Genomic DNA, 17,420 nt, shown 5'->3' with positions numbered 1-17,420 from the left:
TGATTTGCCAGTAACCCCTAATCCTCCATGCAGTATCACAGCTTCGCTTGTTATACGAGATCTATGTCCCAACCAGCCTCAATCATGTTTCTACAAGTAGGGGGCGAACGGTTTAGCTGACGGGGTCAAGCCCCACGGGCAGTTACGTTCTACCCTGGCTACTGATATCATAAAACCATATAAAAAATGGTCAACCAGAAATATTTTCTGGCTGACCTTATAATACGAATGGGCAGGTTAGCTGAAGAAGAGCAATCAATGCAGAAACGTTGACAACTAAAAAACAACCATGATATATTTAGCCCACTAAATATTTTTTGGCTATAGGAGGTGCATCTATGAAGGTTAGTGTTGACTGTGATATTCGTATGTCCCTGGATAAAGTTTCTTCCCAAATGCGTCGAGATTATAGTGAGAATCTTAGAGAACTTAATCTTTATGTAGGCCAAGATAATTTACTCTCGCGTTTGTGGTTGGGTGATGGAATAACACAAATGCAGCTATGTGAACATTTAAAATGCGAACCGCCTACGGTAACAAATATGGTTAAATCGCTAGAGCAGAATGGTTTCATATACCGTAAACGTGATGAAGAGGATGCAAGGGTTATGCGAATTTATCTAACGGACAAAGGCAAAGAATTAGAAGAACCCGTTAGATTTAAATGGAAACAGCAGCAAGAAAAATTACTACAGTCAATTTCAGCCGAAAAACGCTTAATATTAAGGGATTTATTAAAGTGTATGGAGAAAAACTTATACTAGGTTTTTTCTCGAAATATATATTTAGCACCCTAAATACATATTTAGAAGCCTTGAAGATACTCTGGCCAAAACATTGCACTAGTAAATTAGCCAAGGTGAAAAATATTTACCAAACTAAGTGTTTTTTTAACCAACTGAAGGTTGTTGAAAATAATCGTAAGCAGGAGGATTCAATAATGAATAATAGAATATGCGAAATATTAAATATAGAAAAACCGATTATACAGGGCCCGATGTCTTGGGTTACTAATGCCGAATTTGTTGCAGCGGTAAGCAATGCTGGTGGATTAGGATTTCTAGGTCCAAATGCCGGTCAGGTTGATATAACTCGTTCACCCGAAACAAGTGCGGAAAGAATGAGAACTGAAATACAAAAAACAAAATCATTAACTAATAAGCCATTTGGAATACCTGTGATCGTAAATCGTGATTTAGCTTACACATGGCCGATTTTAGAAACAGTTATTGACGAGAAAGTTCCTGTTGTTCTTGTGAACGGTGTACTGGATGAAAGAATCTTTAAACCATTAAAAGAAAACAATATTAAAATTGTTTATAGACCCCTTACCCCTACTATTGAAGATGCAAAAGCTGCAGAAGAATTTGGAATAGATGTTTATGTAGCAACTGGATTTGATGAAGGTGGTACGGTTCCAGAACGAGTTATTGGAACATTTTCGATTGTTCCAATGATTGTAGATGCTATAAATACCCCTGTAATGGCAGCTGGTGGTATTGGAGACGTTAGAGGAGTGCGTGCCGCATTTGCTTTAGGCGCTGAAGGTGTGTTTGCTGGTAGTGTCTTTATTCCAACAAAAGAAAATCCAGCAGCAGAAAACGTGAAACAAATGATTGTAGATGCTACAGCAGAAGATTTACTAATGTTCCGTACTTTACCAGCATACTATCGTTCTTTACCTACTAAATTTGCGAATAAACTAGTCGAAATGGATAAACAAGGTGTTAGTCGTGAAGAAATAGCAAAAATGATGCGTGGATCAATTGGAATGCGTATCGGCATGCTAGAAGGAAATACAGACGATGGCTATATTTCTATAGGTACTGGAATTACGCCAATTAAAGAAATCAGAACTGTAAAAGAAGTGGTAGATACTTTGATGCAAGACTTTAATTAAAATATTAGGATCTTCGGAATATATTCACCCTAAACTAAAAAGAAGTTTAATGGAATCAGAGTTTCTGAAGTGAAGTAATTTTTAATCAATATTTATTGAAGGAGAGATTCGTATGGAAACAAAGATTAATATTGTAGCCCTATCAGGAAGTAGCCGGAAAAAATCATCAACTCAAAAAGCACTTAATAGCTTAAAAAAATTCATGCCAGACAGTGTTGAATATGAAATATACAATGGTATTGAAAAACTTCCGCATTTTAATCGTGATTTAGATAATGATGAACCACCAGTAGAGGTGCAAGTATATAGAGAATTGCTTTCAAGAGCAGATGGAGTCATTATCTGTACACCCGAATATATAAAGGGTGTACCTGGTGTTTTGAAAAATGCTTTAGAATGGTTGGTGTCGTCTGCTGAGCTTTATACGAAACCAGTAGCGGTTATTACAGCTTCATGTGATGGGGAAAATGCTCATCAAGCATTACAACTCAATTTAAGTATGTTAAATGCGAATGTATTCGATGGTGGAGCATTATTAATTTCAGGAGCAAACAATAAATTGAACGAAGACGGGGAATTTGTAAAAAATGAGGTTAATTCCTCACTAAAGTTATTAATATCTAAATTGCTTGAAGAAGTCAATAAGAAAGGTTCTTTTTGAGAATCGGTGTTTTAGATAAATAAAAAGGACAACGAAAGGAAAAATTTCCACACTTATTAAGAATTTGTAGAGGGATGACTTATAGACCCTTTTCCACCATAAAGTCCGAATACCCAAATATAAACAACTAACTTGGAATAAAAAAATTCTCTCTATCTTCTTGATACGTCTAATTTTAAAATTGGTGATTATCTGCACTTTAAAGATTTAGCAAGACAGCTTATTCAAGAGTAGTAGTGAATAAGGTGAAAAGAGAAAATTATTACTCAAAATCTAACATCATCACTACTTTCTTCCCTCCTTCACATAAGAAAGTTATGGAGCATCATATGAAGGAACCAAAAAGCATTCTGGCTATTGGTGTTATTGCAGCAGAAACAGAGGAAGAGGCAAAATATTTGGCAGGGCCATTGGAATTAATGTGGGCAAGAATGGCAACAGGTTCGAGTGATCTTTCATTTCCAACACGGGAAGAAGCCAGTAAGTATGTTTATACACCACAGGAAGAGGCAGCACGGCAATATAATAAAGGCCGTTTTGTTATTGGAAGTGCAGCCAATGTTGCTGAAAACTTAAAGTGAATGGCAAAAGAAGCTTTATTAGATGAGATTTTGATAGCAGATTTTTACCCTGACCAAGCAAGCCGACTAAAGGGACATCATTTACTGGCAGAAAAATTTGATCTTAGAGCTAAATAGCTAACAAGACTAGAATGAAAAGAAGGCGAAACTAATGAAAGAGAAAAAACAACTTAAAATTGGTGGAATTATAGATGGAGTAGGCTGGAATTACATAGGTTGGCGTCACCCAGATATGCCGGCTAATGCCAGTGAGAGCATTGATTACTATGTACAAAAAGCTAAAAGGTTAGAAGAAGGAAAGTTTGACATGATCATTTTAGCTGACGTCAGCCATATTGGACCGGGGATGATTCCTCATTATCTCAGTATGTTTGAAGGTGTAAGTATTCTGTCTGCCTTAAGCATGGTGACTCATTCTATTGGGCTTACTGCAACAATCGCAACTTCTTATGCGGATCCATTCACTGTTGCCCGCCAAATAGCTTCTCTTGATAAAATCAGCAATGGCCGAGCAGGATGGAATGCCATCACTTCCAATCCAGGAGGACTAGCGAATTATAGTCGCACTCATCTTTCTAAAGCAGACTTGTATCCAATGAAAAAGGAATTTTTAGAGATTGTCGAAGGTCTTTGGGACTCCTATGAGGATGACGCCTTTATACGGGATAAAAAAAGAGGCGTATTCTTTGATCCACAAAAAATGCACGCTCTAAACTATAGAGGGAATTATTTTTCCGTGAATGGCCCGTTAAATATTAGCCGTTCTATACAAGGAAGACCGGTTATTTTCCAGGCCGGTACTTCTCCGGATTTTATGAATATCGCTTCCAAGCATGCCGAGGGTGTATTGGTTAGCGGGGAAGATTTAGAGCATGCGAAAGCATTCAGTCAAGAACTAAAGAGAAGGGTGAAATTAGAAGGTCGGTCACCTAATGATTTTTTAATCATGCCTACCCAGAATCCTATTGTAGGACGGACAGAAAAAGAAGCAGAGGAAAAATTTCAAGAGCTGCAGTCACTAATGCCTATGTACCGAATACCAAAACCAGAATTTTTTGGTTCGGCAGAAAAAGTAGCAGACCAAATTCAACACTGGTACGAGGCAGGGGCGATGGATCTATTGCTGATAAGACAGGAGCTTCCTTCAGGGTTCGATGACTTTATTGATTTAGTCGTCCCTCTCTTACAAGAAAGGGGAATTTTCCGTAAAGAATATGAATCAAACACTTTACGAGGTAATTTAGGCTTGCCTTATCCTGAAAATAGATATTCAATTTAAAAAACCATATTCAAACAATTTAGATATTTTTAACCTTTTTCCTAATGTTAGGTCGAAAAATAGTACTAGGGCAATTAAAATTGCCCTCTTCCATAATAAGAGTAATGATTTTATTATGGTCTATGCAAGCATACTTATTATTTACAAATAGCTCCAATTTAGCTGATGGAGTGACTATATCCAGGATCATCTTCAAAGAAGCATTCAACATCGAATGCTGGACTATTTAAACAAGCAAGGATACGCAAAAAAATTAGCAAGAAAAAGGGATAAGTACTATGTAAGAAGGGTTCTATCTTATTGATGGATAGATACTTTTGACCTTCGCTCTGGATGAATTCCGCCCGATATAATGTAAGTAGGTTCTTAAGATAAGTTGACACCTGAATTTCACCGTGGTATAGTTAGCCCGCTAAATATATTTTGACTAGTTGAGGGGAAGCTATGAACGATAAAGTTGGATGCGATATTCGTGAGTCGTTAGATAAAATTTCATCCCAAATGCGTCGAGATTATAGCGAAAGTCTAAGAGAACTTAATCTTCATGTAGGCCAGGATAAACTACTCGCTCGTTTGTGGCTAGGTGATGGAATAACACAAATGCAACTATGTGAACATTTAAAATGCGAACCGCCTACTGTAACAAATATGGTTAAATCGCTGGAGCAAAATGGGTTCATATACCGTAAACGTGATGAACAAGATGCAAGGATTATGCGGATTTTTCTAACGGACAAAGGCAAAGAATTAGAGAAACCGGTTGATTTCAAATGGAAGCAGCAGCAGGAAAAATTACTGCATTCAATTTCACCGGAAGATCTCTTACTATTAAGGCAACTAATGAAGCGAATGGAGAAAAACTTATTTTAGGTTTTCTCTAAGTTTATAATTAGTACGCTAAATAATTATTTAGTAACATAAACATTAAATACTTCTATATCGTTTATTTACTAAGAAAAGGGTTATGGGAATCCAATGAAGACGATATGTCCAGCCGAAACAATGATAGCAGTATTGCTAACACGCATTTGCTTAATTTCAGAGGAGGATATTTTTCTAAAGACGTACATTGAATGCAACTTATGCCAACAGATGCGTGAATATTACCAAGATCGTCCTGTTAAAGCGCCTTTCACAGTGAAGAAAGTAAAGGGATGGAAAGACCATATTGAGGATCATCTTGAAAGAAGCAAACAGCCTTTCATGCTTGAGTATTTAAACAAACAAGGATTTGCTAAAAAATAAACGGTTATTACTTAAATTGACTTACAAGGAGATATAGAAATGAAGAAGCAATACAATACGCGTGCCATCCTGGCATCGCTGCTTATCTGCGGTTTTGTCGGCATGTTTAGCGAAACCGCTCTAAACATAGCAATGACTAATTTAATGGACGTGTTCCAAATTTCAGCCGCAACCGCACAGTGGTTAACAACCGGTTTCCTGCTGACTCTTGGCATTTTAATGCCGATGAGCGGGCTGCTGCTGCAGAGGTTTACAACGAGACAGCTGTTCACAGGTTCGCTCACAAGCTTAATTCTAGGTACACTCATTGCGGCGCTCGCGTTTAATTTTGAAATGTTGATGGTCGCTCGCGTTTTACAGGCGGCAGGCATGGGGTTATTGCTGCCGCTCATGTTCAATACGATTCTTGTCATATATCCGCCGGAAAAGCGGGGAGCGGCGATGGGCTTCGTTGGACTTGTGATCATGTTTGCGCCAGCAACCGGCCCGACCATTGGCGGTCTATTAATCGAGTATTTAACATGGCATTATATCTTCTGGTTCTCGCTGCCGTTCCTGGTTATTGGGTTGTTGGTAGGGCTGAAGTACTTGGAAAATGTTACTGATGTCACGAAGCCCCGGATCGATCTGCTGTCTGTCGTATTGTCAACGATCGGCTTTGGAGGAGTTGTCTTCGGCTTCAGTAAGGCAGGCGAAGGATCTGAAGGCTGGGGCAGTGCAGTTGTGGTTACTTCAATCGTCGTTGGGCTCATCGCACTGGTGCTGTTCATACTGCGGCAGAACGCTATGCGCGATCCAATGATGAATCTGAGCGTTTTCAAGTACCCAATGTACGTCGTGGGGCTGCTCCTGATACTGTCGTGTATGTTGATCATGATGTCGAGCATGATTATCCTGCCGATGTTTCTGCAGACGGGTGCAGGACTGTCTGTGTTCACTGCGGGTCTCATGCTTTTGCCGGGCAGCGCGCTGAACGGTATCCTCTCCCCGCGTATGGGGCGCTTGTTCGATAAATATGGGCCGAAATGGCTCGTTATTCCCGGACTCGTGATCGTTGCAGTCATGTTATGGTTCTTTACTACCCTGTCTCCTGCTTCTTCAGTGGCCTTTATCGTGGCTTTGCATATCGGGCTTATGGTGGGGGTAGGCATGATATGGATGCCTGCTCAAACGAACGGGCTCAATCAATTGCCGCCGGAGCTATACCCGCACGGCACAGCAGTCATGAACACCCTGCAGCAGGTCGTGGGCGCGATTGGAACAGCGGTTGCCATCAGTATCCTTACGGGCAGTATGGAGAAATACTTGCACGGCTCCTCCGCTCCGGCCAAACAGGCCGAAATTGCAAACGCGATGACGGCTGGATCACAAAACGTGTTCCTGTTCACGATGATCATAGCACTGATTGGCTTGGTCATAGCGTTTTTCATCCGCCGCGTCGTAGTCAGCCGCGAAGCGGTGCATTCGCCACATTGATGTTTTGTCAGCGAATCCCTTATCGGTATCTATGAAGAGCGTTTACACTAAATGGAAGGAAAATTGGGTGTCGGTTGGAATTTTATGAGCTGGTGTCATCCGGATATGCCCATTGTGAAGAATTACCTTAAACAAACGGGGGCATTGATCCAAGAAGGATCAATGCTCTTTTTTTGTTTAGCTAAAGGGCGGCATTCCTGTAATAAAAGAAATAGCAAAAGACAAGTTTGTTAAGGAATGTACTTAAACTAACGGGGGCAAGAGTTTAAGAACCGGCTGCTGTTCCAGCCGGTCTTTTTTTCTCAACTAAAGCGCAGGATAGTTTAATAAGGATAGAAGCCAAGACAATTTAAAGAGCCTGTTTTTTCATATAAAAACAGGCTCTACTATCTTTGGAGAATAAAAATAAAATAGATGAGTTCAGCTTAATTTTAAATCAAATTAATCCTTCTTTATCCATGTTTTCTCCATTTTTATAATATGCAGTATTTGCTCTACATAATCTTCTGGCTGTGAGGTTTGATTTTGCATCCAGTGCATTGCAGCTCCATAAAGTGCCCAGCTTAACATTACTGCATAGACCTCTACCTCAGTTTTCCTTTGATTAGGCCATTGTTTTTGAGCCCACTCTGTAAAAAAGGCTTGGAGTTCCTGTTTGAAAATGGTTTCGATTTGAGGTGTAAATGCCTCGTAGCTTCGTCTGCATTGGTTGCTGATGGATGTTTGGAACTTAATGATAGAGAAAAAAATGGCTTTAATCGTATCCTCATTAATCACCTCATGGGTACTCACCTCAAGAAGAATCTCTCTCATCACGCTTTCGCTGAGTACCTTTTCAAGCAAATCATATTTATCAATAAAATGAGAATAAAAGGTTGCCCGGTTGACCGTTGCGGCAGTCGTAATGTCTTTAATGGTGATGTCTTTAAAGTGTTTTTTCATTGATAACTCGATAAACGCATCCATAATGAGCTTGCGGGTGCGCAAAACTCGAGGGTCGAGTTGTTTTTCCATTCGATTCACTCCTATTTTCCCGACATTTTTAACAATGTGTTGTTTAAGCGATATCTATGCTTTTTTGTCGGTTGTTTTACGTTTTTCATCTTGTTATATTAACTTTACAACAAATGTTGTCTAAACAAAAGATGTTGGAGTGAAAAAAATGAACATAACGATTTTTGGTGCAAATGGTCAGATTGGTCAGCTTCTTGTGAGTCTTGCACTCCAGGCTGGTCACGATGTAACAGCCTATACGAGACGACCTAATGCTTTAAATATAGAACATGAAAACCTGCAAATTGTAGTTGGGGCTTTAACAGACCGAGAAAAATTAAAAGAAGCAATTGTAGGAAGGGATGCGGTATTAAGTGCCCTTGGACCAGCACTGTCAATGAAACGACAAGTTGTGGACCTTCCTATTGCAGAAGCACATAAAGCTATTATCTCAGTTATGGAAGAGTGCGGAATTAAAAGGTTGATTACACTTGGAACACCTAGTATCTCTGCTGAAGAAGACGTGAAACAATTTATTACTGTGTTTCCAAATATAATGCCAAAACTATTCTCTCCTACTCCATACGCTGAGATGAAAGGAATAGAGACATTGATTAAAAATTCTAAAATGGATTGGACTGTTGTACGGATTATTAATCCGAATGTTAAAACAAATGGTAACGATTATTCAGTTTCTTTTGGAGATACAAAAGGTAAGATGGGTGTTTCCCGTTATAATGCTGCGAAATGTATGCTTGATGCTGTGACGAGAGATGAGTGGATTCATAAAATGCCAATCGTATTTAACAACTAGGAGGGCAAGAGAGTGAGCGGGTTTGAATTTGGGGTTTATTCATTAGGCGAACGTATTCCAGATGCAAAGGGGAATGTGTTGTCTGCTAAAGATCGTGTAGAGAACATCATCCAAATGGCAAAGTGGGCAGATGAAGCAGGACTTGATGTATTCGGTGTAGGTGAGCACCATCGTTTAGACTTTGTCACGTCAAGCTACGCAATGATACTTGGAGCCATTGCACGTGAAACGAAAAATATTAAACTAACCAGCACGTTGTCCGTTATTAGTACAGCCGATCCAGTGCGTGTTTATGAAGATTTTGCCACACTTGATTTATTATCGAACGGACGAACGGAAATTATTTTAGGCCGTGGGGCATTTTTAGAATCATTTTCTCTTTTTGGAGTAAGTTTAAATGATTACGATGAATTGTTTGAAGAGAAGCTGCATCTTTTTATGAAACTCCAAGAGCAGGAAGTCATCACCTGGCAGGGGAAATTCCGTTCTTCCCTTCGAAATGCACAAATAGCACCTAGACCTGTTCAGAATAAACTGCCGCTATGGGTTGGTGTTGGGGGTACCCCTGCAAGTGCAGTTCGTGCAGGAAGACTTGGTGTAAATATGGCACTTGGCTTGTTAGGCGGCCGTCCAGAATCTGTTAAACCACTTACAGATCTATACTGGCAAAGTGCAAAAGAAGCAGGTCATGATGTATCCAAGTTAAGAGTTTCTGTGACGGGGCATTCGTATATAGCCCAAACAGGAGAACAAGCGATTGACGAATTTGTTCCATACTATAATCAATATTCTGGCTACTTTTCAAAAGATCGTGGTCTTCCACACTTTTATACAACACCAGAGCAATTGATGCCTCAGAGAACGGCAGGACAAATTTCAGCCGTTGGCAGTGCAGAGGAACTGGCAGAAAAGATATTGTATCAGCATGAGTTATTCGGACATTCACGCTTTATGGGACAATTCGATATGGGTGGTCAGCCATTAGCCAGAGTAGAAAAAGCAATTGATTTACTGGCAAACAAAGTAGCACCAATGGTGCACAGAGCTTTATCTAAATAACGTAAAACTGTGGTTTTGTTTTAGAAAATGACTAAAGAAACAAGAGAGAAATTGAATCTAAAAAGGGAGTAAGAGGAATTATGGAAATAGTAGCGTATATTTTACAAGGAATTCTTGCATTAATGTTTTTGATGGCAGGATTCGGAAAAATAACAGGTTCTAAAATGCATGTGGAAGCTTTTAATCATTGGGGACTGCCACAATGGTTTAGAAGTGTAACAGGGATTGTTGAATTAGCAGGAGCTGTACTTTTAATCGTTGGATATTGGGTTCCCATTTCGGCAATGGCAGGGGCACTTTTACTCGGTATTACAAGTGTAGGCGGCATCCTTACTCATATTCGGGCAAAGGATTCCTTTAAGGATACGGCTATGATTCTATTCTTAGCTATTTTATCGTTTGTTGTACTTTATCTTTATTTAGCGTAAAAATTTCTTTTTTACCAAGATGGGTTAAAAGGGAAATTTAATATAAAATTTTATTTTTGGAGGAAAGAAGATGAAAATATTAGTTACAGGTGCAGCAGGAAAATTAGGATCAAATATCGTTGAAAATTTAGTGAAGAAAGTACCCGCTTCAGATATTATCGCTGGTGTACGTGATCCACAATCAGAAAAAGCAAAGGCATACGAAGCACAAGGTATTGAAGTTCGATTAACAGATTTTGAGAAAAAAGAAACATTAGTTGAAGCATTCAAGGGTGTGGACCGTGTCTTCATAGTTTCAACAGTACCTGTTATGGAAACAGCAATCCAACACCAGAAAAATGCTGTAGAAGCAGCGAAAGAGACAGGTGTATCCCAATTGGTTTACTCAAGTGCTCCGCGTGCAGATGTGAGTGATTTCGTTTTAGCTGCTCCTCACCGTGAACGTGAAAACATCATTAAAGAATCAGGTATTCCATATGTATTCGTTCGCAACAACTGGTATGTTGAAAACGAATTAGGTACCATTCAACAATGCTTAAATGGCGCACCTTGGGTAACATCTGCAGGAGAAGGGAAGGTAGCTTGGGTCTACCGTCCAGATTTAGGTGAAGCTACTGCCAATGTGTTAGCAGGTGATGGACACGATAATAAAGCATACGAATTAGCAGGTGAAAACTTAACACAACAACAATTCGTTGATGCAGTTAATGAGGTTACAGGTAAAGAAATTCTCTTATTAGCTGTAGATTCTGAAGCTCATGCAAACATGCTAAAAGAGGCTGGCGTGCCAGAAGAATTTGTATCAATGACAGTGACGATTCAAAATGGAATTCGTGAAGGTGGATTAGAAGCTCCACATTCTGATTTAGAAATGCTTCTAGGTCGCAAACCAACTTCTGTGAAAGAAGCGTTACAAATTTTATTAAAATAATTACAAATGCCGCTGTATCAGACGCCCAGTCACGCCCATGAAAGAGGCTTTGGCCCAAATTGTTAGCCAACTATCTCAAACAAACAATTAAATTATCGTAGAACTAATTCAAAAATTCGTTTTAATAGACCAAGGAGGAAGAAATCATGACAAATGAAAAATTAAATATCGGAATTATCTTAGGAAGCACTCGTCAAGGCAGAGTGAGTCCTGATGTTGGAGAATGGGTAAAAGGAATTGCGGAAAAACGTGGAGATGCAAATTATGAAATTGTAGATATTGCCGAGTTCCAATTGCCGTTTTTAGGAACAACCGATGGAACAGAACCTGGGATAACGGCATGGAGTGATAAGATTGTTAGCTTGGATGGATTTGTATTTATTGTTCAGGAATACAATCACAGTATTACTGGGGCATTAAAAAATGCACTTGATATTGCTAATCGTGAAGCTTGGAATAACAAAGCGGCAGGTATCGTTAGCTATGGGGGAACTGGTGGAGCTCGTGCAGCTGAACATTTAAGAGGAATCTGTGGAGAATTACTAATTGCAGATGTGAAGGCTCACCCAACATTATCTTTATTTACAGATTTCGAAAACTTTACAACATTTAAACCAGCTGACTTACACCTTAATAATGTCAATTTGATGCTTGACCAAGTTATCGCATGGAGTGGTGCATTACAAACCTTGAGAAAATAATGATAATTAATATTAGATAATAGCAAATTAACCCCTTCCTAATTAATAAAAGGACACTACCTTTTTCGTTCTAAGGTAGTGTCCTTTTTCCCTTGAAGGATTTATTTTTTCAAACCAGCTGCAAAGAAGGGGCCATCGGCTGTAATGGTCCATAGGATACGAGCCATTTCTTGGGGAGATTCCTTCCTGCCGTTATTCAGCCATTGCTGAATGACTCCTATGTGTGCAGATACAATATAAGAAGCTAAATAATGTCCTGGAACAAGTAGATCTTCTTCCTTAAGAAGTGCATCTGAATTATTCCCAAACAATGTTTTCCACATAAAATCTTTCAGTCTTGCTTGAAATGATAAATCTCCTTTGGAACCTAACAGAGCTTGCATAAATTCACTATTCTCATTAAGGTATTCAAATATTGAAACTACAAAGGGCATTTGTGCTTCAGCCGGTGAGCTGGTTCTAAGGGCAGCAATAACACCAGGGAAGTTCTTTTTTGCAATTCTGGACATTTCAAGCATAATTTCTTCTTCGCATTTCGTCATTAAATCAAATTTGTCTTGATAGTGTGCATAAAATGTTCCCCTATTAATTTTCGCTCTAGTTGTTATGTCCTTTACCGTAATTGCTTCGAAACCTTTTTCATCGATTAATTCTACTAGTGCATGCCGGATTGATTCTTTTGTCCGAATGATCCGCAGGTCCGTATTAGTATCTCGCAAGCTGCTTCCTCCTTCATTTTATCCAACACATTTATAAAATGTGTTCTGTAACCAACACATCTGCCATTTTTGATTATTGAACAGAAAAGGATTCAATTATAAAATTTGGAATGTAATAAACAACACGTTGTTCGTTATTATAACAAAAAATCAGGGAGGATATAATATGTTCAAAAATAAACTGTTATTAGTTTCACCCCTTATCGCATTGGCGGTTATTTTTATCTTTTCATTAACGTTAATTCCATCGGCCCAAACTCAGCCAAAAAATTTGCCCATTGCAATTGTAAATGAGGATGCAGGAGTGGAAATCCCTAATCAACCAAAGATGAATATGGGCCAAACAATAGTTGAAACGATACAAAAAAATTCAAAAACAACTTCAGATCAAGAAGATCCTGCGGTGAAATGGGTTGTAGTAAAAAATACAGAGGAAGTACGAGAGGGATTAGATAATCAAAAATATTATGCAGCATTGGTCATCCCAAAAGATTTTAGTTCTAAACAGGTATCATTACGGACACCGGCGCCTTCTTCACCTGAAGTGCAAATATTTATTAATCAGGGAATGAATATGGCTGCTTCGACGATGGCAGGACAAATATTGAACGGGGTAGTTGACAATATGAACAACAATGTTCGTACCCAGCTACTTGAAGGGTTTGAAAAACAAGGAGCAACATTAACAGCTAAGCAAGCTGCAAGTCTAGCGGCGCCTATTACAAAAAACGTCACGAATGTTAATGAAATTGGTACTAATAGTGCAAACGGAAATGCTCCGGTTTCTTTATTCCAGCCTCTATGGATAGCAAGTTTAGCGAGTGCTGCTATTATCTTTATCGCTGTTAGCAAACAATCCATTACAAATCGGAAAGAGAACCTTGCTGCAAAGATAGGGCAAATATTAATGGGGGCAATTGTTGCCCTTGTCGTTGGATTTGGGTTAACTTGGCTGGCAGATGGGATGGTAGGAATTCATATTCAACAGTTTACGGATACAGCCTTATTTCTATCGATTACTTCTTTTAGCTTTTTCTTAATGATTTCAGCTGTACTTTCGCTATTGGGAATTAAAAGTTTACCTGTTTTTGCCTTAATGTTATTCTTTGGGGCACCATTGCTTTCAATGGCACCTGAAATGATGTCTTCATTTTATCGTGATTGGATTTTCTCATGGCTGCCAATGCGATTTATGGTACAAGGTCTACGGGAGTTGTTCTTCTTCGGGCAAGGATTATCTTGGAATTCTCCAGTATCTAACCTTGTTTGGATTGGAGTAGTTAGCATGTTAGTCATACTGGCTTCTGCATTAAAACTTAATTCAGATAAAGAGAAAAAACAAACCGAAAAATCAGTGGCATAAACAATAAACAAGCCGTTTCCTTAAAGGAAAACGGCTTGTTTTAGTCCAAGTTTGTGAACTAATGTACTTAAGCTAACGGGGGCTCTTGTTTAATAACTCGGCTGTCATTTTGGCAGCCTTTTCTTATTCAGCTAACCAGCTAATAGTTTGTCAAGATTTTTCAATAAAAACTTAAAATCATTCATGCTATACTAAAAAAGGGCATACCAAATAACCTTCTTAATATATACTTTTAGAAGGTTTTGTATTATTTAGTTAGATATAGACTTTAGGCTATATCTTGGAAAGTCGTATTGTTTTTTAATAGGGCATAAATCCAATGTAAGAGCTTATTCACACAAGCAATCACAGCTACTTTAAAAGGTTTTCCTTCTTCGCGTTTCTTGTCGTAAAATTCCCGCATTCTTTTGTTGCGGGGGATGATTTCATCTGTTGTTTTCTTCTTCCGGCAATCACGAATGGCACAACGAACGGCCATATATAAGGCGTGACGAAGTCTGCTCGATCCTCGCTTTGTGATCTGGTTTTTAGTGGCAGTAAACTTGCCAGACTCGAATACACTAGGATCCACTCCAGCGAAGGCTACAAGCTTTTTAGGATGGCTAAATCGATCAATCTCACCAATCTCAGAAATAATCGTTGCTGCGATCTTTTCTCCGATGCCTGGGATAGATTTGATGATACTATATTCTTCTATTTCTTTAGCGAGGGCATCTATCTCTGCTTCTAACTTTGATAGATGTTCTTTGTACTGAAGAAGAATATTTATATACATACCAAGGCTTAGAATATGGCTCTGATAGATGGTCTTTTCAAAGGGATTGCGTGCTGCCGCAGCTTTAAGTTGAATGGCTTTTTCATTTGCCCAGTTGATTGATCTACTCTTACATAACTCAACTATTCTGTCTGTAATGTCTTCTTCGCTCGTCCTCAAAATGTCTTCTGAGGAAGGAAACACTGAAAGAGTTGAAAGTGAGACCACAGAATATAAATCTCCAAAAACCCCTTTATATTCAGGAAACACTTGTTCAAGCACTGCTTGAAATTGAAGTTTTGTTTGAACCATCACGCCGGTGATGTTTTCGTGTTGTCTTGTGAGATTCCGAAGGTTCAATAACTGAACTCCACGCTTTTTATACGGTTCTAATTCCTCTTTATAAAACAACTCACAGAGGAGATAGGAATCAATGGCATCTGTCTTTACTTTTCTCAAACTTGATCCTCTTGCCTTATAGGAGATCAATGGATTGATGATAACCAATAAATAGCCTCGTTCTTCCAAGTATTGAACGACTGGAGTTTGATAATGCCCAGTAGCCTCTAATATTACTGAAGGTTTCTTCCCAGCTTCTTGCTTTACATTCTCAAGAAACGATACAAGTGAACGAAGGCCCTCAAGAGTGTGATTTACTTTAAAGCTCTTACTGTATGGCTTACCTTTATCTAGAAAGGCTTGAACCTGACTTTCCCCTTTCGATATATCCAGACCGACGACTGGATTCATTCTAAATCTCCTCCTAATCTAGTGATTTGCCAGTAACCCCTTATCCTCCATGCAGTATCACAGCTTCGCTTGTTATACGAGATCTACGTCCCAATCAGCCTCAATCATGTTTCTACAAGTAGGGGGCGAACGGTTTAGCTGACGGGGTCAAGCCCCACGGGCAGTTACGTTCTACCCTGGCTACTGATATCATAAAACCATATAAAAAATGGTCAACCAGAAAATTTTCTGGCTGACCTTATAATACGAACGAAGCAGCATTCCTGTTAGAAGGATTTGCGCCATCTTGAAAGAAAAAGAGCCCTCTAGTATGATGCATGAGTGTCAACGACCAATTGACCCATCATCAAACAAGGAGGACTCCTCTATGAATTCTATAGCGAATGAAAAACTTAATCAAGTCACGGAAAACACTCTCGTCATCGGCATGGATATTGCCAAAAGCGTGCATTACGCCTGCTTTGTGGACGAACGTGGACGTGTAATTGAAAAAGCCTTTGCGGTACATCAGTCAAAGAAAGGCTTTGAAGCGCTCTATCAAAAGATTCGCCAAGCAATGAAGGAGACTAAGAAAACGGAAGTAATCGTCGGAATTGAACCGACAGGACACTACTGGATGAACTTGGCCTATTTTCTGCACCAATATGAGATACCGCTTGTCATGGTGAATCCATTGCACGTCAAACGTTCCAAGGAATTGGATGATAATCTTCCAACCAAGAACGATAAGAAAGATGCACTGGTCATTGCCAGATTAATGAAAGACGGCCGCTTTAGCTATCCCCGTTTCCTCAAGGAGGTCGAGGCTGAACTGCGTATCGGTTCTACACTACGTTCAAAGCTGACAGAGGATTTAGCGAGTATCAAAAACCGGATTATCCGTTGGCTTGACCGTTATTTTCCAGAGTTTACGCAAGTCTATCCGGCTTTCGGAAAGATGGCGCTTGCAGCACTTCAGATGACACCTCTTCCACAGGATATTGAAGGAAAAACAGCTGAAGAGATCGTCTTTCTCTACCGGCAGGTAGAGGGAATGAGGGCACCACAATTGCCAAAAGCGGAGCTTCTGGTAGAAGCAGCCACGAGTTCGATCGGACTGACGGAAGGGTTACAGATGGCCCGACATGAAATCGCCACACTCTTGCGCCAATACCGGTTGTTGGAAGGAGAGATCGAGAGTCTAAACAGTCAATTAGCTGAAATGACGAAAGCGACTCAAGAATACGAACTCCTTAGCTCTGTTCCCGGATTAGGGGATGCCACAATTGTCGATCTGCTTTCGGAAGTAGGAAGCTTTTCACTCTATGAAAATCCACGCCAACTCATCAAACTAGCGGGATTAACATTGCGTGAAACTTCATCCGGACAGCACAAGGGCCAAAAACATATCTCCAAGCGCGGCAGGAAGAGATTGAGGATGGTTCTCTTCAAAGTGATAGTCCCACTGATTCGGCATAACAAGGCGTTTAAACAGCTTCATGAATATTACACAACCCGGCCACTTAACCCCCTGCGGGGAAAACAGTCAATGGTTGTGCTATGTAGTAAATTACTCAAGATATTACACGGTATTTGCAAGAAGAGAGTTCTTTTCGATGCAAGATATATGATGCAAGATCTCCACTGTCTTGGAGTGTCAGTGTAATACATTTCAATCAATCGACTATAACAAGAAGGATGACACGGAGAAGCCGGCATGATAACTAATCTAAGACCATGAGTCCCCGAAGCAGCTTAGCAGGCCTCTGCCTTATGAATAGACCGAA

General features: G+C 39.6%; 17 protein-coding genes and 1 pseudogene. 15 read left to right on the top strand and 3 right to left on the bottom strand.

What is annotated here, in order from left to right; all coding sequences use genetic code 11:
• Positions 1-338 precede the first annotated feature (338 nt).
• From M3221_RS21000 to M3221_RS20970, 8 genes and pseudogenes are all read left to right on the top strand, one after another.
• The gene (locus M3221_RS21000) at positions 339-764 is read left to right on the top strand and encodes a MarR family winged helix-turn-helix transcriptional regulator (RefSeq protein WP_251273645.1); all 426 of its coding nucleotides are present in this window, start codon (positions 339-341) and stop codon (positions 762-764) included.
• 176 nt (positions 765-940) lie between these two features.
• Positions 941-1,900, top strand: a complete 960-nt coding sequence (locus M3221_RS20995) for an NAD(P)H-dependent flavin oxidoreductase (RefSeq protein ID WP_251273642.1) — start codon at positions 941-943, stop codon at positions 1,898-1,900.
• A gap of 112 nt (positions 1,901-2,012) precedes the next feature.
• Positions 2,013-2,561: an NADPH-dependent FMN reductase gene (locus M3221_RS20990; RefSeq protein WP_251273641.1), complete on the top strand. Its 549-nt coding sequence runs from the start codon at positions 2,013-2,015 to the stop codon at positions 2,559-2,561.
• A gap of 236 nt (positions 2,562-2,797) precedes the next feature.
• Positions 2,798-3,142, top strand: a complete 345-nt coding sequence (locus M3221_RS20985) for a hypothetical protein (RefSeq protein WP_251273640.1) — start codon at positions 2,798-2,800, stop codon at positions 3,140-3,142.
• A 151-nt stretch (positions 3,143-3,293) separates the two neighbouring features.
• Positions 3,294-4,421: an NtaA/DmoA family FMN-dependent monooxygenase gene (locus tag M3221_RS20980; protein ID WP_251273639.1), complete on the top strand. Its 1,128-nt coding sequence runs from the start codon at positions 3,294-3,296 to the stop codon at positions 4,419-4,421.
• A gap of 444 nt (positions 4,422-4,865) precedes the next feature.
• A complete protein-coding gene (locus tag M3221_RS20975; protein WP_251273638.1) occupies positions 4,866-5,291 on the top strand; it encodes a MarR family winged helix-turn-helix transcriptional regulator in 426 nt (141 codons plus the stop codon).
• A gap of 216 nt (positions 5,292-5,507) precedes the next feature.
• Positions 5,508-5,666: pseudogene (locus tag M3221_RS26630) on the top strand (oxygen-insensitive NADPH nitroreductase); the annotation flags it as partial.
• Between the two features lie 15 nt (positions 5,667-5,681).
• Positions 5,682-7,142: a DHA2 family efflux MFS transporter permease subunit gene (locus M3221_RS20970; RefSeq protein ID WP_396395190.1), complete on the top strand. Its 1,461-nt coding sequence runs from the start codon at positions 5,682-5,684 to the stop codon at positions 7,140-7,142.
• A 441-nt stretch (positions 7,143-7,583) separates the two neighbouring features.
• Here M3221_RS20970 and M3221_RS20965 read toward each other — a convergent pair whose 3' ends face one another.
• Positions 7,584-8,156 (bottom strand): TetR/AcrR family transcriptional regulator, encoded by a 573-nt coding sequence (locus M3221_RS20965; protein ID WP_251273635.1) that lies wholly within the window; start codon positions 8,154-8,156, stop codon positions 7,584-7,586.
• Between the two features lie 148 nt (positions 8,157-8,304).
• Here M3221_RS20965 and M3221_RS20960 point away from each other — a divergent pair, with 148 nt between their 5' ends.
• The 5 genes from M3221_RS20960 (at position 8,305) to M3221_RS20940 (ending at position 12,068) form a co-directional block, all read left to right on the top strand.
• A complete protein-coding gene (locus M3221_RS20960; protein WP_251273634.1) occupies positions 8,305-8,949 on the top strand; it encodes an NAD(P)-dependent oxidoreductase in 645 nt (214 codons plus the stop codon).
• Between the two features lie 12 nt (positions 8,950-8,961).
• Positions 8,962-10,008, top strand: coding sequence for an LLM class flavin-dependent oxidoreductase (locus M3221_RS20955; protein ID WP_251273633.1), 1,047 nt, complete (start codon positions 8,962-8,964; stop codon positions 10,006-10,008).
• 80 nt (positions 10,009-10,088) lie between these two features.
• Positions 10,089-10,436: a DoxX family protein gene (locus tag M3221_RS20950; protein WP_251273631.1), complete on the top strand. Its 348-nt coding sequence runs from the start codon at positions 10,089-10,091 to the stop codon at positions 10,434-10,436.
• 70 nt (positions 10,437-10,506) lie between these two features.
• Positions 10,507-11,367, top strand: a complete 861-nt coding sequence (locus M3221_RS20945) for an SDR family oxidoreductase (RefSeq protein WP_251273629.1) — start codon at positions 10,507-10,509, stop codon at positions 11,365-11,367.
• A 146-nt stretch (positions 11,368-11,513) separates the two neighbouring features.
• Complete coding sequence (locus tag M3221_RS20940; protein WP_251273627.1) at positions 11,514-12,068, top strand: NADPH-dependent FMN reductase; 555 nt, start codon at positions 11,514-11,516, stop codon at positions 12,066-12,068.
• Between the two features lie 101 nt (positions 12,069-12,169).
• Here M3221_RS20940 and M3221_RS20935 read toward each other — a convergent pair whose 3' ends face one another.
• On the bottom strand, positions 12,170-12,787 hold the full coding sequence (locus tag M3221_RS20935) for a TetR/AcrR family transcriptional regulator (RefSeq protein ID WP_251273625.1): 618 nt from the start codon (positions 12,785-12,787) through the stop codon (positions 12,170-12,172).
• Positions 12,788-12,953: 166 nt separating this feature from the next.
• Between M3221_RS20935 and M3221_RS20930 the strand changes: the two genes are divergently transcribed.
• Positions 12,954-14,150, top strand: coding sequence for a YhgE/Pip domain-containing protein (locus M3221_RS20930; protein WP_251273623.1), 1,197 nt, complete (start codon positions 12,954-12,956; stop codon positions 14,148-14,150).
• 268 nt (positions 14,151-14,418) lie between these two features.
• Here M3221_RS20930 and M3221_RS20925 read toward each other — a convergent pair whose 3' ends face one another.
• A complete protein-coding gene (locus M3221_RS20925; RefSeq protein ID WP_251273621.1) occupies positions 14,419-15,654 on the bottom strand; it encodes an IS110 family RNA-guided transposase in 1,236 nt (411 codons plus the stop codon).
• Positions 15,655-16,021: 367 nt separating this feature from the next.
• Between M3221_RS20925 and M3221_RS20920 the strand changes: the two genes are divergently transcribed.
• Positions 16,022-17,299 carry an IS110 family RNA-guided transposase gene (locus tag M3221_RS20920; RefSeq protein ID WP_251273619.1) on the top strand — a complete coding sequence of 426 codons (1,278 nt, stop codon included), beginning with the start codon at positions 16,022-16,024 and terminating at the stop codon, positions 17,297-17,299.
• The last annotated feature ends 121 nt before the right edge of the window (positions 17,300-17,420 follow it).

Source organism: Domibacillus indicus (assembly GCF_023715895.1).
Classification (GTDB): Bacteria; Bacillota; Bacilli; order Bacillales; family Domibacillaceae; genus Domibacillus; species Domibacillus indicus_A.
Note: the sequence above shows the minus strand (reverse complement) of the source record. Positions and strands in the feature narration are given on the sequence as shown.

What these genes read in the sequence shown, in the direction of transcription:
- M3221_RS21000 (WP_251273645.1), top strand. Translation starts at nt 339, where the DNA reads ATGAAGGTTAGTGTTGACTGTGATATTCGTATGTCCCTGGATAAAGTT.
- M3221_RS20995 (WP_251273642.1), top strand. Translation starts at nt 941, where the DNA reads ATGAATAATAGAATATGCGAAATATTAAATATAGAAAAACCGATTATA.
- M3221_RS20990 (WP_251273641.1), top strand. Translation starts at nt 2,013, where the DNA reads ATGGAAACAAAGATTAATATTGTAGCCCTATCAGGAAGTAGCCGGAAA.
- M3221_RS20980 (WP_251273639.1), top strand. Translation starts at nt 3,294, where the DNA reads ATGAAAGAGAAAAAACAACTTAAAATTGGTGGAATTATAGATGGAGTA.
- M3221_RS20975 (WP_251273638.1), top strand. Translation starts at nt 4,866, where the DNA reads ATGAACGATAAAGTTGGATGCGATATTCGTGAGTCGTTAGATAAAATT.
- M3221_RS20965 (WP_251273635.1), bottom strand. Translation starts at nt 8,156, where the DNA reads ATGGAAAAACAACTCGACCCTCGAGTTTTGCGCACCCGCAAGCTCATT.
- M3221_RS20960 (WP_251273634.1), top strand. Translation starts at nt 8,305, where the DNA reads ATGAACATAACGATTTTTGGTGCAAATGGTCAGATTGGTCAGCTTCTT.
- M3221_RS20950 (WP_251273631.1), top strand. Translation starts at nt 10,089, where the DNA reads ATGGAAATAGTAGCGTATATTTTACAAGGAATTCTTGCATTAATGTTT.
- M3221_RS20945 (WP_251273629.1), top strand. Translation starts at nt 10,507, where the DNA reads ATGAAAATATTAGTTACAGGTGCAGCAGGAAAATTAGGATCAAATATC.
- M3221_RS20940 (WP_251273627.1), top strand. Translation starts at nt 11,514, where the DNA reads ATGACAAATGAAAAATTAAATATCGGAATTATCTTAGGAAGCACTCGT.
- M3221_RS20930 (WP_251273623.1), top strand. Translation starts at nt 12,954, where the DNA reads ATGTTCAAAAATAAACTGTTATTAGTTTCACCCCTTATCGCATTGGCG.
- M3221_RS20925 (WP_251273621.1), bottom strand. Translation starts at nt 15,654, where the DNA reads ATGAATCCAGTCGTCGGTCTGGATATATCGAAAGGGGAAAGTCAGGTT.
- M3221_RS20920 (WP_251273619.1), top strand. Translation starts at nt 16,022, where the DNA reads ATGAATTCTATAGCGAATGAAAAACTTAATCAAGTCACGGAAAACACT.